The sequence below is a fragment of the Neorhizobium turbinariae genome, from assembly GCF_023223505.1.
Lineage (GTDB): Bacteria > Pseudomonadota > Alphaproteobacteria > Rhizobiales > Rhizobiaceae > Neorhizobium > Neorhizobium turbinariae.
On record NZ_JALPRY010000015.1, the window covers coordinates 61,125 to 73,207 of the forward strand.

At 60.6% G+C, this 12,083-nt stretch carries 13 protein-coding genes; 8 read left to right on the top strand and 5 right to left on the bottom strand.

Annotation, left to right across the window (positions count from 1 at the left end; genetic code table 11):
- The first annotated feature begins 123 nt into the window (after positions 1–123).
- The 3 genes from M0654_RS13700 to M0654_RS13710 all read left to right on the top strand — a co-directional run bounded on the left by M0654_RS13700 (position 124) and on the right by M0654_RS13710 (position 4,254).
- Positions 124–2,637, top strand: a complete 2,514-nt coding sequence (locus M0654_RS13700; RefSeq protein WP_248683619.1) for a GcvT family protein — start codon at positions 124–126, stop codon at positions 2,635–2,637.
- Between the two features lie 153 nt (positions 2,638–2,790).
- Positions 2,791–3,639 (top strand): response regulator, encoded by an 849-nt coding sequence (locus tag M0654_RS13705; RefSeq protein WP_248683620.1) that lies wholly within the window; start codon positions 2,791–2,793, stop codon positions 3,637–3,639.
- A gap of 15 nt (positions 3,640–3,654) precedes the next feature.
- Positions 3,655–4,254, top strand: coding sequence for a GGDEF domain-containing protein (locus M0654_RS13710; protein WP_248683621.1), 600 nt, complete (start codon positions 3,655–3,657; stop codon positions 4,252–4,254).
- A gap of 3 nt (positions 4,255–4,257) precedes the next feature.
- Here the strand turns inward: M0654_RS13710 and M0654_RS13715 are convergent, their stop codons facing one another.
- The 3 genes from M0654_RS13715 to M0654_RS13725 are packed head-to-tail and all read right to left on the bottom strand — an operon-like array spanning position 4,258 to position 6,050.
- Positions 4,258–4,962, bottom strand: coding sequence for a retropepsin-like aspartic protease family protein (locus M0654_RS13715; RefSeq protein WP_248683622.1), 705 nt, complete (start codon positions 4,960–4,962; stop codon positions 4,258–4,260).
- Positions 4,959–5,180 carry a DUF1289 domain-containing protein gene (locus M0654_RS13720; protein WP_248683623.1) on the bottom strand — a complete coding sequence of 74 codons (222 nt, stop codon included), beginning with the start codon at positions 5,178–5,180 and terminating at the stop codon, positions 4,959–4,961. Before M0654_RS13720 ends, M0654_RS13715 begins: the two co-directional genes overlap by 4 nt.
- 18 nt (positions 5,181–5,198) lie before the next feature.
- Positions 5,199–6,050, bottom strand: coding sequence for an adenosylcobinamide-GDP ribazoletransferase (locus tag M0654_RS13725; protein WP_390920278.1), 852 nt, complete (start codon positions 6,048–6,050; stop codon positions 5,199–5,201).
- A 35-nt stretch (positions 6,051–6,085) separates the two neighbouring features.
- Here M0654_RS13725 and cobT point away from each other — a divergent pair, with 35 nt between their 5' ends.
- The gene (gene cobT, locus M0654_RS13730; RefSeq protein WP_248683625.1) at positions 6,086–7,117 is read left to right on the top strand and encodes a nicotinate-nucleotide--dimethylbenzimidazole phosphoribosyltransferase; all 1,032 of its coding nucleotides are present in this window, start codon (positions 6,086–6,088) and stop codon (positions 7,115–7,117) included.
- 64 nt (positions 7,118–7,181) lie between these two features.
- On the opposite strand, the gene M0654_RS13735 is transcribed toward cobT, so the two are convergent.
- The gene (locus M0654_RS13735; protein WP_390920332.1) at positions 7,182–8,183 is read right to left on the bottom strand and encodes a glycine betaine ABC transporter substrate-binding protein; all 1,002 of its coding nucleotides are present in this window, start codon (positions 8,181–8,183) and stop codon (positions 7,182–7,184) included.
- Between the two features lie 497 nt (positions 8,184–8,680).
- Between M0654_RS13735 and cobU the strand changes: the two genes are divergently transcribed.
- On the top strand, positions 8,681–9,202 hold the full coding sequence (gene cobU, locus M0654_RS13740) for a bifunctional adenosylcobinamide kinase/adenosylcobinamide-phosphate guanylyltransferase (RefSeq protein WP_248683715.1): 522 nt from the start codon (positions 8,681–8,683) through the stop codon (positions 9,200–9,202).
- On the opposite strand, the gene M0654_RS13745 is transcribed toward cobU, so the two are convergent.
- Positions 9,199–9,984: a TSUP family transporter gene (locus M0654_RS13745; protein WP_248683626.1), complete on the bottom strand. Its 786-nt coding sequence runs from the start codon at positions 9,982–9,984 to the stop codon at positions 9,199–9,201. The genes cobU and M0654_RS13745 overlap by 4 nt on opposite strands.
- Before the next feature lie 168 nt (positions 9,985–10,152).
- On the opposite strand from M0654_RS13745, the gene M0654_RS13750 reads away from it, so the two are divergent.
- From M0654_RS13750 to M0654_RS13760, 3 genes are all read left to right on the top strand, one after another.
- On the top strand, positions 10,153–11,124 hold the full coding sequence (locus tag M0654_RS13750) for a nucleoside hydrolase (protein ID WP_248683627.1): 972 nt from the start codon (positions 10,153–10,155) through the stop codon (positions 11,122–11,124).
- Between the two features lie 160 nt (positions 11,125–11,284).
- Positions 11,285–11,569, top strand: a complete 285-nt coding sequence (locus tag M0654_RS13755; RefSeq protein ID WP_248683628.1) for an acyl carrier protein — start codon at positions 11,285–11,287, stop codon at positions 11,567–11,569.
- A gap of 28 nt (positions 11,570–11,597) precedes the next feature.
- Entirely contained in the window at positions 11,598–12,071 is a 474-nt protein-coding gene (locus M0654_RS13760) for a 3-hydroxyacyl-ACP dehydratase FabZ family protein (protein ID WP_118849638.1), read from the top strand.
- Positions 12,072–12,083 lie beyond the last annotated feature (12 nt).

The window sequence follows — 12,083 nt, forward strand, 5'->3', positions numbered from 1 at the left end:
GTGAAACGACACAGTCGCGTGGGAACGATCGGCATGTCGTAAACAGGCGTTTGAGCCGTCTCGAGGAATTGCATAGTCTGGCAAAGATTATGTGTGGCCGCAGGGCCAAGAGGGGTTCATTCGATGAAGACACATGCACGAGCCGTCGTGATCGGGGGCGGCGTCGTCGGCGTATCGACGCTTTACCATCTGGCAAAGAAGGGCTGGAGCGACGCCGTCCTGATCGAGCGCAAGGAACTGACATCCGGCTCGACCTGGCATGCCGCGGGTCTCCTGCCGCTCTTCAACCTGTCTTATTCGGTCGGCCAGCTTCATAAATATTCGGTGCGGTTTTATGAGGAGCTGCAGCAGGAAACCGGCATGAATGTCGGTTTTGCGAAAGTCTCCAACATCCGTCTCGCGCGCACCAAGGACCGCTGGGACGAATATATGTATTACGCCGGCATCGCCGAAACGATCGGTGTCAAGGTCAACATCCTGATGCCTGAGCAGGTGAAGGAGATCTGGCCGCTTTGTGAGACGGAAGGTCTGCTTGGCGCGATCCAGCATCCGGACGACGGCTACATCCAGCCTGCAGACCTCACCCAGGCGCTGGCCAAGGGTGCACGAGACCGCGGCGCTACGATCTACCGCAACACGACCGTGACGGCGATCGAACAGCAGCCTGACGGGCTCTGGAAGGTCACGACCGACAAGGGCGACATCACCGCGGAACACGTCATTTCCTGCACCGGAAACTTCGCACGCAAGACGGGCGAGATGGTCGGCATTAACGTGCCGGTCATTCCGGTCGAGCACCAGTACATCGTCACCGAGCCACACCCGGCAATTCAGGAGCGCCGCAAGCAGGGTCTGCCCGAGATGGGCGTGCTGCGCGAATCCGATAGCGCCTGGTACATGCGCGAAGAGGCAGGCGGCCTGATCCTTGGGCCATACGAAGTCGGCGCTCCCGTGTGCTACGTCGACGGACCCTCGGACGAAAGCGAATATGAGCTGTTCCAGGAGGAGCTGGACCGCTTGATGCCGCATATCGAGACAGCGATCGCGCGCGTGCCGGCCTTCGGCGAAGTGGGCATCAAGAAGGTGTATAATGGCGCGATCGCCTATACGCCGGACGGAAACCCGATTGTAGGACCCGCACCGGGTCTCAAGAACTTCTGGCTGAACGAAGGCCATTCCTTCGGCATCACGGCCGCCGGTGGGGCTGGCTGGCAGCTTGCCGAATGGATCGTTGATGGTGAGCCGACGGTCGATCTGATGGGCGTCGATCCGCGCCGCTTCGGCCCTTACGCGACGGAAGGCTACCTGATCGCCAAGAACGAAGAAGCCTATGCCAACGTCTTCACCATGCATTATCCGGATGAAGAGCGCGCGGCTGCCCGTCCGCTGAAGACGACACCGATCTACGACCGCCTGAAGAAGCTCGGCGGCGTGTTTGGCTCCGTTTATGGCTGGGAGCGGGCAAACTGGTTTGCGCCGGAAGGTTACGCGGTCCCGAAGGACCAACTCGGCGTTGGTGCGGATGTCATCACCAACCACAACTACGCGGCGGCGCTCGATGATGGACGCATCGTCGAAAAATGGTCGTTCCGCCGTTCGAACTATTTCGAACATGTCGGCAACGAAGTGAAGAACGTGCACGAGAATGTCGGCGTGCTCGACATGTCGCCGTTCGCCAAGATGGAAGTCTCCGGACCCGGCGCGCGTGCCTGGCTCGATTCGATCCTTGCCAATGCGGTGCCGAAGAAGCGTGGCCGCATCGCGCTGTGCCACGTGTTGACGCCGGTCGGTGGGGTGCGGGCAGAGTTTACCGTCTACGAATGGGCGCCCGGCCGTTTCTACCTCGTATCTGCCGGCGGACTTGAGGCCCACGACCACGACCTTCTCCACCGTCTCGCACCGACCAATGGCAGCGTCGTGCTTCAGCCGATCACTCAGAAATATGGCGTTCTCGTTCTTGCCGGACCGAAGTCCCGTGATGTGCTGAAGAAGCTCACCCGCACGAGCCTCGACAACAAGGACTTCCCGTGGCTGACGGCCAAGCCGATCTCCGTCGGTGTTGCCACCGCCCATGCACTGCGCGTCAACTTCGTCGGCGAGCTCGGCTGGGAACTGCATCATCCGATCGAGATGCAGGCCTACATCTTCGACAAGCTCATGGAGGCAGGGGCCGAGTACGGCATCAAGCCGTTCGGCATCCGGGCCATGGTTTCGATGGCGGCGGAAAAATCCTACCGCAACATGGGGCGTGAACTGTCGATCGAATACAATGCCTACGAGTCGGCGCTCGACCGCTTCATCCGCCCGGAGAAGTCGTTCATCGGCCGCGACGCGATGCTCGCCTATAAGGGAAAGGGCCTCAAGTGGAACTTCGTGACGCTGATCGTCTCTGGCAATGACGACGTCGATGCGCGTGGCTCCGAGGCGATCTACAATGAGGCAGGCGAACTTGTCGGTCGTGCCACGAGTGGCGGTTACGGATGGCGTATCGGCAAATCGGTGGCGCTGGCCATGGTCAAGCCGGACCATGCCGCCGAAGGCACCAAGCTCAAGATCAAGATCCTTGGCACCACCTATGATGCCGTGGTCGTGCCCGAAAGCCCGTTTGATCCGGAGAACGCGGTACTGCGGGCGTGAGATAAGCAGCCGCTAACCCATCGTTGACCTTAACGAGCGGTCGCAAGGCCGCTCGTCCTGTTTTGGGCCCGGGGCAGTTTCCGGATTAACTCATATTCAAACCGTCGGTCCTATTGCTGCTCCGGAAGGGGTCTTTCAAGCAATAGGGGCATCATGACTTTCCTCGGCATATCCGGGATGCAACATTCCGGCCAATCTCTGGCAAATTCCCGTATCCTGCTCGCGGAGGATTCGAACGTCTTCACCTCGATGATCGGTACGCGGCTCAAGGAGCTCTTCGGCATCGACATCGAGATCTGCCGCAATTTCGAGGAAATCCAGCTGGCCTACGACCGTTCCAGCGAACCGGTCACGCTCGCCATCTCCAACATCAACCTTCCCGGTGCCGAAAACGGCGAGGCGCTCGAATACCTGATCGATCTTTCGATCCCCACCATCGTCTTTACCGGCACCTTCCACGAAGAGACGCGCGACAAGCTGCTGACCAAGGAGATTGTCGATTACATCCTCAAGGACAATGTCTTTGCCGTGGAAATGCTCGCGGAATCGGTTTGCCGCTTCCTCACCAACCATCGCCATCACGTGCTCATCGTTGATGATAGCCCAACGGCGCGGGCGCTCCTCTCAAGCCGCCTGAAACGCTACAATTTCCGCGTCAGCCTGGCCGACAGCGGTGCAAAGGCGCTGGAGATCCTCAAGAAGAACCCCGATATCGGACTCGTCGTCACCGACTACAACATGCCGGACATTGACGGTTTCGAGCTGACGCGCCGAATCCGCTCGGTGCGCGGGTCGCACGAATTGCGCATCATCGGCGTTTCGTCTTCGTCCAACCGGCTGCTTTCGGCTAGGTTCCTGAAAGCCGGTGGTAACGACTTCATGCTGCGTCCGTTCATCGACGAGGAGTTCTATTGCCGCGTCAACCAGAACCTCGACACGCTGATCCAGATCCGCACAATGCAGGCGAAAAGCCAGGGCCGCCCGGTCAAGAACGTGGCCTGACACCGGAACTTTCGCATGCCGTATCTGCAAAGCCAGCACTTCCGTTCCGTGCAGCAACTGAATCAGTGGCTGAGCCCAAAGCCAATGGAAGGCGAGGGTGCCGCCGTCGACACCTTGACCGGACTGCCGACCTTGGGAGAGTTTTACCGGGCAGGCCCGGCACGTGTTGAAGATTGCCTCGCAAAGGGCATCGCCTGCGCCGTCGCAATCATCGATATCGATCATTTTCGAAGGCTGGTCGAAACGCATGGCGAGGAAGCCGCGGACAAGATTGTCCAAGCCATAGGTGCCCGTATTGGGGCGGCGATTGAGGGCACCTCGCATCTCCTGGCTCGGCTGGACGAGGAGGAGTTCGGGCTGCTTCTGATGGACATCGATACAATCGCGGCGACCGAGTTTTGCGACAATCTACGGGCGGAGATCGGTGAGGAGCCGATCCTGGTCGGCGATTGTGAGATTTCCGTTACGGTGTCCGTCGGGGTCGCAGAGGTTTGCGGGCCGGAGACCTTCGATAATTACCTGAATGGTGCCGAGCAGTTTCTTTTCATGGCAAAGAGCTACGGCCGCAACCAGGTTCTCTCGGATCACACCGTCGCTCTACAGGCCGCAAAATGATCCTCAGTTCCTGAGGCGAAGCTCATCCGTTTGCATCTGCAGTGAGCTGAGTGTCGACAGGAAGCTCATGCCCAGCAAGCTTTCACCGAGCCTGCCGTCTTCGGCGACCATGGCGCGAATATTCTTGCGTTCGATCGGGCCGATCGAGATACGCTCGAGACGAACCGGTGCCGCCTGGGCACGGCCATTTGCGGTCATGACCGTCACGCTGAAATCGAGCTTGCCCGGATCAATACCAATCGCACGGGCATCGTCATAAGACAGCACGACAGTGCTCGCGCCGGTATCCACCAGCATCGGGATCAGCTGGCCGTTGACGCGGACATTGGTCTGGAAGTGGCTGCCGCGTGTCTTGTGGATCACGACCTCGTTCTGGCCCTCGCTCGTTGTGACCACCACGGCGGTACCGGGTAATAGGCCCGCTGTCATACGGGCGGCGACATTGCGGGCATCATCGCGGTAGAGGTAGAGCGCCACAAGCGCGAGCGCGATGAGCAGCCAGATGGCGATGTTGCGCAGCACCTCTCCACCATTGCCGCGACGCCCGGCGAGAATGCCGACAGAGAGAAGGCCGAGGATAGGCAGCGAGTGAATCAGATGACCGAAGTCGTCATTGGCCATGCCGAACGTCTGGCCGTTGTCGTGGTTGAAGACCAGGAGCGCAAGGCCGGCGGACAGGAACAGAAGAACGAGGGTGAGACGGTTCATGCCGTGCCGCGCTCCTTTGCCAGTCGCTGACGCTTGGTTTCGCGTCGCGGACGCCGCTCCACCGTCTCGAGGCGCTGCGGCAGTCGCTCCATCAATTCGCGGCGCTCACCATCCGTGTAAGCCGTCCAGCTTGCGATCTCGTCGCGCGTGCGTCCACAGCCGAAGCAGTAGCCGGTTTTGTCATCGATGGCGCAGACTAGAATGCAGGGTGAAATCATAGACCTTATATCAAGGCTTCAGAGGGTGAGAGCAAGCGTGGCCAACATCACGATCTCGCTTATCTGCTGCGTGGCGCCGATCGTATCACCGGTATGGCCGCCGATTTTCGTGCGGACCCATCGGGTGAAACCGAGGGCCGTGATGCCAACGACGATCAACGAAAACAATGTCCTGGTCAGGCCGAAACACGGCACAAGGAGGAGCAGGGCAAGGACAATAGCGCTGAGAAGCGCCACATTGCGTGCACTTTCTTCCGGACTTCCGGCGCCGGCGGCGACACCGTTCACCCGTGCTGCGGCCAGGGCATGCCAGTGCGCCACCATGGCACCGCGGCTGACAACCGCAGCAGCGAGGAGGGCAAGCGCAGCAAAGCTCGAGTCAATCAGGATGATTGTCGAGAGGGCGGAAGCACGCAGGCCAAATGAGAGGATCAGTGCGACGACGCCGTACGCCCCGCTGCGGCTATCCTTCATGATCGAGAGCGCGTGCTCGCGATCGCGGCCGCCGCCAAGGCCGTCGGCGGTGTCTGCCAGGCCATCTTCGTGCAACGCGCCCGTCAGGACCGCCATCACCGCAAGAGCGACGAGACTGCTCAGCAATGCGGTTTCAGGACGGGCAATGAGCAGCAACACTAGGCCAGGCAGGGCGGCGATGACCAGGCCAGCCGCCGGGAAGGCGCGCACGGCACGCGACACGCTTCCGTCATATCCCTTGAAGAAACGGTTCGGCACGGGCAAGCGGCTCAGGAAACCAACGGAGCGGGCCAGTTCAGCAATGAATTCCGTCGCGTTTGGCAGTTGTCCCTCCTCGGCTACCCGACTATGAGAGGCACACAGAAGCGCGATTTGGCGCTGAACACAAGCGGCCATCAAGACGAAGCGGCCGGTGATGAGAGAGACTTTCCATGAGCGTGAGCGGCTTACCTTTCGATGACTTCCGAGTCCTGTTGCAGAACCTACCGGGCCCCGATCCGCATGCACTGGTTGCCGCCCGCGAGCGCGACTCGCAATTGACGAAGCCGCCGGGGGCGCTCGGCCGTCTAGAAGAAATTGCGTTCTGGCTGGCGGCCTGGACGGGCAGGGCTCCGGCGGTCAACCGTCCGCTCGTCGCCATCTTCGCTGGCAACCATGGCGTCACCCGCCACAACATCACGCCGTTTCCGTCGTCGGTCACGCAACAGATGGTGGAGAACTTTGCGGCCGGTGGTGCTGCGATCAACCAGATTTGCGTCACCCACGATCTCGGGCTGAAGATCTTCGACCTGGCGCTGGATTATCCGACCGGCGACATCGCAACCGAAGCCGCTCTTTCGGAGCGCGACTGTGCCGCGACCATGGCGTTCGGCATGGAAGCGATTGCCGGCGGCACGGATCTCCTGTGCATCGGCGAAATGGGGATCGGCAACACGACGGTCGCGGCTGCGATCAATTTAGCGCTTTACGGCGGTGAGGCCGAGGATTGGGTCGGTCCAGGAACTGGCTCCCACGGCGAACTTCTGGAGCGCAAGATTGCGGTGGTGAAGCAGGCGGTCGACCTCCACAAGGATCACCTCAATGATCCGCTGGAGGTTCTGCGTCGTCTTGGTGGTCGTGAGGTCGCGGCTATCGCAGGCGCTATCCTTGCGGCTCGCATGGAAAAGATTCCGGTTCTCCTGGACGGCTATGTCGTGACGGCTGCTGCCTCGATTCTGAAGGCGGCCAATCCCGCAGCCCTCGATCACTGCCTGATCGGCCACGTCTCGGGTGAGCCGGGTCACCTGCGCGCGATCGAGAAGCTTGGCAAGACGCCGCTCTTGGCGCTTGGCATGCGGCTGGGCGAAGGCACGGGCGCAGCGCTCGCCGCCGGGATCGTCAAGGCGGCTGCCGCCTGCCATTCCGGAATGGCGACCTTCGAACAGGCCGGCGTAACCAACAAGGAAAACGGCCACAGCCACTAACTGGTTGTTTCGAAACGAGTTGGGCTGTCGCGGCCGCAGTCGCTGCGCCGTTGGGATTGGCGAGTTAGAGCGACGCCTTGATTCTCTCGGCGACGTCTGCCGGAACCCACTTCGTCCAGATCTCAGGCATGGACTGCAGGAAGTGGCGGGCCGTCTCCTCATTCGAGCTCTTGTTATCCGACTGCCACGCGAGCAAGCTGTTGACGGTGGCGTTCGTCCACCGGCGCTTCTTGATGTAGTCCATCGCCGTCTCCGCCCGGTTCGCAAAGTCGCGCGTCACTATGCTGAAGGCCTGCGAGGTCGGGTAGGAGTTAATCTTTGGGCTCGCGCAATCCGGCACCACGGTGCAGGCATCCCAGTCACTCTTGTCGTGAGGTACGCTGAACGACAGCTTGACCATCTGGTATTTCCCGAGGATGGCCGTGGGCGCCCAGTAATAACCGAGCCAGCCGGTCTTGTTCGCAAATGCATTTGCAATCGAATCGTCCAGGGCTTCCGCTGACTCCGGCGACACCAGCTTGAAGCCCTTCTCGTCTGCGCCAAGCGCCTTGAACAGGTTCGCCGTCGAGACACGGCAGCTCCAGCCGGTGGGGCAACTGGTGACCGCACCGACTGCCGGATCATCTTCCGCGGGAAAGAGTTTGGGATTGGCCAGCGCCTGCTGGACGGTCTTGATCTCGGGATGGGCATCGGCGACAAACTTCGGGATCCACCACCCCTCGACTGCGCCATCCTCCAGGATCTCGGCGCCAATCACCAGACGAGAGTCTGCCACCGCTTTTTCAAGCTGCGGCCGAAAGGAATTCACCCAGAGCTCGGGCGCGATATCCGGTTCACCCTTCTCGTTCATCGCCTCGAAGGTGGTGATCGTCCCGCCCGGAACGAGCGTGACCTGGCAGCCATAACCCTTTTCGAGCACGATCTTGTCGAGATGCGCGGCAACCGCGGCGGAGCCCCAGTTCATCTCGGCGATGGACACCGAACCGCATTCAGCCTGGGCGTGCGCCGGATCAACATAGAGCGCGGCGGCAAGCAGCGTTGCGGCGGTCACCACGTTAAGTTTCAGAATGCGCGAGAGATGGCGCTGCAAGGCGAACTCCCTTGTAAAATTGGCCGCTTAGTTCTGCCGGCTCATATGTCGGGTAATGTAGCGGAGCGGCAGCATTTGCCAACCGCGCAGACCGCATCGGCGATCAGATTAACGTCAACGGCGTCGGGATCATCCCGTGTCCTGGGGAGGTGGCAGATCAGAATTTCGCTTCCGTGGATTTTTCTCGGGTCAACCCAATGCCGATAACGATCCGGTAACGATGTCGGGCTATTGGTGTGCGTGCAGGCAGTTGAGCCCGCACACGGCGCCGGTCTTAGGTATTGCGTACCGGCTCCCCCTGTCTCCGCTGGAGATAGTGTTGCCCCCGTCTTGTCTTTGGGGCAATTGACACTCATATGGAATGCCTGCACAGATTGCTGTGCAATGATCCAGAGCAAACGTCACCAACAGGGCCGGACGCCTCCTTATCTACGAATCGTCCGGCTTCCTCTGGCCAAGGCTTTCCCATGTTCATGACGCGAACCGGCCACGTCACGCTTGTCCTGGGCGGCGCTCGTTCCGGCAAATCCGCTTTCTCCGAGAATTTGGCGATCGAAACCGGACTTACGCGGCATTACCTGGCGACCGGGCGTGCCTATGACGACGAGATGCGCGAGCGAATTGCGCGCCATCGGGTCGATCGCGGCGAGGGTTGGCAGACGCATGAAGTGCCGATGGATGTTGCGAGCGAAATTTCCCGCATCGCGAAGCCCGACACGGTCATCCTGCTCGATTGCCTCACACTTTGGGTCACCAACCTGATGATGGAGGAGCGCGACATCGAGGCTGAAGCCGCCAAGATGCTTGGCGCGCTGGCGGAAGCAGAGGGACGCGTGATCCTCGTGTCGAACGAGGTTGGCCTCGGCATTGTGCCGGAGAACCGCATGGCGCGGGAATTCCGGGACCACGTCGGCCGGCTCCACCAGAAGATTGCGGCACAGGCAGACGAGGTCTTTTTTATCGCCGCTGGGCTGCCGCTCAAGATGAAGGGCTAGAAGCCCAGCCAGAGCCTCAAAGGATGCATGGGATCGGCGACAAGCTTGGTGGCCAGCGCCAGGCAGGAGATCACCAGCAGCGGCTTGATCAGCTTTGCCCCGCTGCGCATGGCAAGCCGTGAGCCAACCTGAGCGCCAAGAAATTGCGCTGCCCCCATCATAAGCCCGAGCTTCCAGTACACCGAACCCGCGACCGCAAACACCACGAATGACCCGAAATTGGAGCCGAGGTTGATGAGCTTCGTGTGCGCCGTCGCCTTCAGCATGCCGAAGCCTGCGAGAAGCACGAAGCCAAGCATGTAGAACGAGCCGGCGCCGGGGCCGAAAAGCCCGTCATACAGCCCGATCAGCGGCACGAAGGTGATTCCGAAAACGAACGGTGTCACCCGGCGGTGACGGTCGACGTCATTGAGGTTCGGCTTCAGGGCGAAGAACAGCGCGATTGCAATCAGCAGGAAGGGAATGGCCGCGGCAAGAAACTGTGCGGGAACCATCGCGGCGAGGACCGCGCCAATCGCTCCACCCACCACCGCCATGGCCGCCATCGGCAACTGCCGCTTCAGGTCGACATGGCCGCGCCTTGCATAGGCGATGGTCGCCGAGGCCGCGCCAAACTGGGATTGAAGCTTGTTGGTGCCGAGGGCCTCCAAGGGAGGAATGCCCGCGAGCAGCATTGCCGGGATGGCGATGAGACCGCCGCCGCCGGCGATCGAATCAACAAAGCCGGCAAAGAACGCTGCCGCAAGCAGCAGCAGGATCAGGTGGGGAAGGAGATCAGGCAAGGGAAGAACTCGGCAATGCGGGTATGCGGGATGGTGCGCGGCGCTTCTCGCACCGAATCGTCGCGTCCGCAACTGCCACGCTGGACGGCCTCACAGCGCCGACCGGGATTGCACTGACTGCGTTTGGCGTTATGGTGCGCGCCTCAAGAGGTCGCATAGGAATAGCACATGCACAAGGTCATTTTCGATACGGATCCGGGCGTCGACGATGCGATGGCACTGCTCTTCCTGCATCGCCACCCGGAGATCGAACTCCTGGGCGTCACCACCGTCTTCGGCAATGTCGGCGTCGACTTGACGACACGCAATGCCCAGTTCCTGCATCGCGAGTGGGAGATCACCGCTCCGGTCGCCAAGGGCGCTGGCGCAACACTCGATCAGACGCGCACCGACGACTGCGCCGCTTCGGTGGTCCACGGCGCTGATGGGCTGGGAAATATCGGCGTGCCTGACGTTGTTGAGTGGCCGCTCGATCCGCGCCCCGCTTATCAGTTCATCATCGACACCGTGCGGGAGAACCCGGGCGAGGTGACCCTGATTGCGGTTGGACGCATGACCAACTTGGCGCTTGCCGTGCAGGCTGATCCGGAATTTGCCGGGCTCGTGAAGGAAGTGATCGTTATGGGCGGCGCCTTCGACGTGAATGGCAACGTCACGCCGGCCGCGGAAGCCAATATTCATGGCGACCCGGAAGCTGCTGACCTGATCTTCATTACGCCGTGGAAGGTCACGATCGTCGGCCTCGACGTGACTATGAAGACGATCATGTCCAGCCAGGACCTTGCCGAGATGGTGGCTGCCGGCGACAAGTCGGTGAAGCTCCTGTCGGACCTCTCACAGTATTACATCGACTTCTACAGGAACCGCGTCGGAATCGACGGCATGGCCGTCCATGACAGCACCGCCTGTGTTTACCTGGTGCGGCCGGATCTCTTCACCGTCCGCAGCGGACCTGTTCGCGTGGTTTGCGGCGGACTGGCGGATGGCGAAACCATCCAGGCGCCGGACAGCGGCCGCAAGTTCCTTGGCACCGCCTGGGATGGACAGCCAAGCCAGTGGGCCTGCACCGGCGTTCAGGCGCAATCCGTGCTTGAGGTGATCCGGGCAGCCATTGTAGAGCAGCGAGCTTCAGCTGCCTGAGAGGCAGCCTGGACTGACGGGATTGTTGTGACCGCCTCTGGCGACCTCCATTGCTGAATTAGCAACAGGGGCCATGCAAATCTTGCCGCTTTGGCAGGAGGCCATTGGCATTTGGAAACGATTTCCCTATGTGGAACCTGATTTTCATATTCTAGAGGACATGGGCGTGACTGCTACATTCGACAAAGTTGCCGATATTATCGCTGAAACCAGCGAAATCGATCGCGAGACCATCACGCCGGAGAGCCACACGATCGATGATCTCGGCATCGACAGCCTCGACTTCCTCGACATCGTGTTTGCGATCGACAAGGAATTCGGCATCAAGATCCCGCTCGAGCAGTGGACGCAGGAAGTCAACGAAGGCAAGGTTTCCACAGAGGAATACTTCGTCCTGAAGAACCTGTGCACCAAGATCGACGAGTTGAGGGCGGCAAAGGCCTGATCGGTTTCGATCGCCTGCCGGCAATCTGATGTTGCTCGAATATTTCCAGATGATCGACCGCATCGAAGCGGTCGATCTGGGAGCAAAGACCTTGAAGGCGCGTTCCGTCGTGCCTTCGAAAAGCCCGGTGTTTGAAGGGCATTTTCCCGGCATGCCTTTGGTACCCGGTGTGCTTCTGATCGAAACCATGGCGCAGGCGTCCGGTATGCTGGTGCTGGCTGCTTCCGATTTTGCCGCCATGCCGTTTCTCATGTCGGTCGACAACGCCAAGATGCGCACATTCGTGGAGCCGGATGCCGTACTCGACATCGAGGCCTTCCTCGAGCATGAAGGTTCGGGTTACGCCGTGACCAAGGCCAAGATCACGAGCAACGGGAAGAAGGTCTGCGACGCGCAGTTGAAGCTTCGCACCATGCCTTTCAGTGAAATCCCGCTGGCTCCGGTCGTGCGCAAGCGCGCCGAAGAGGTCGGCTTGATGGACGCCATTGCCGCGAACGCCTAGAACCTATCCAAG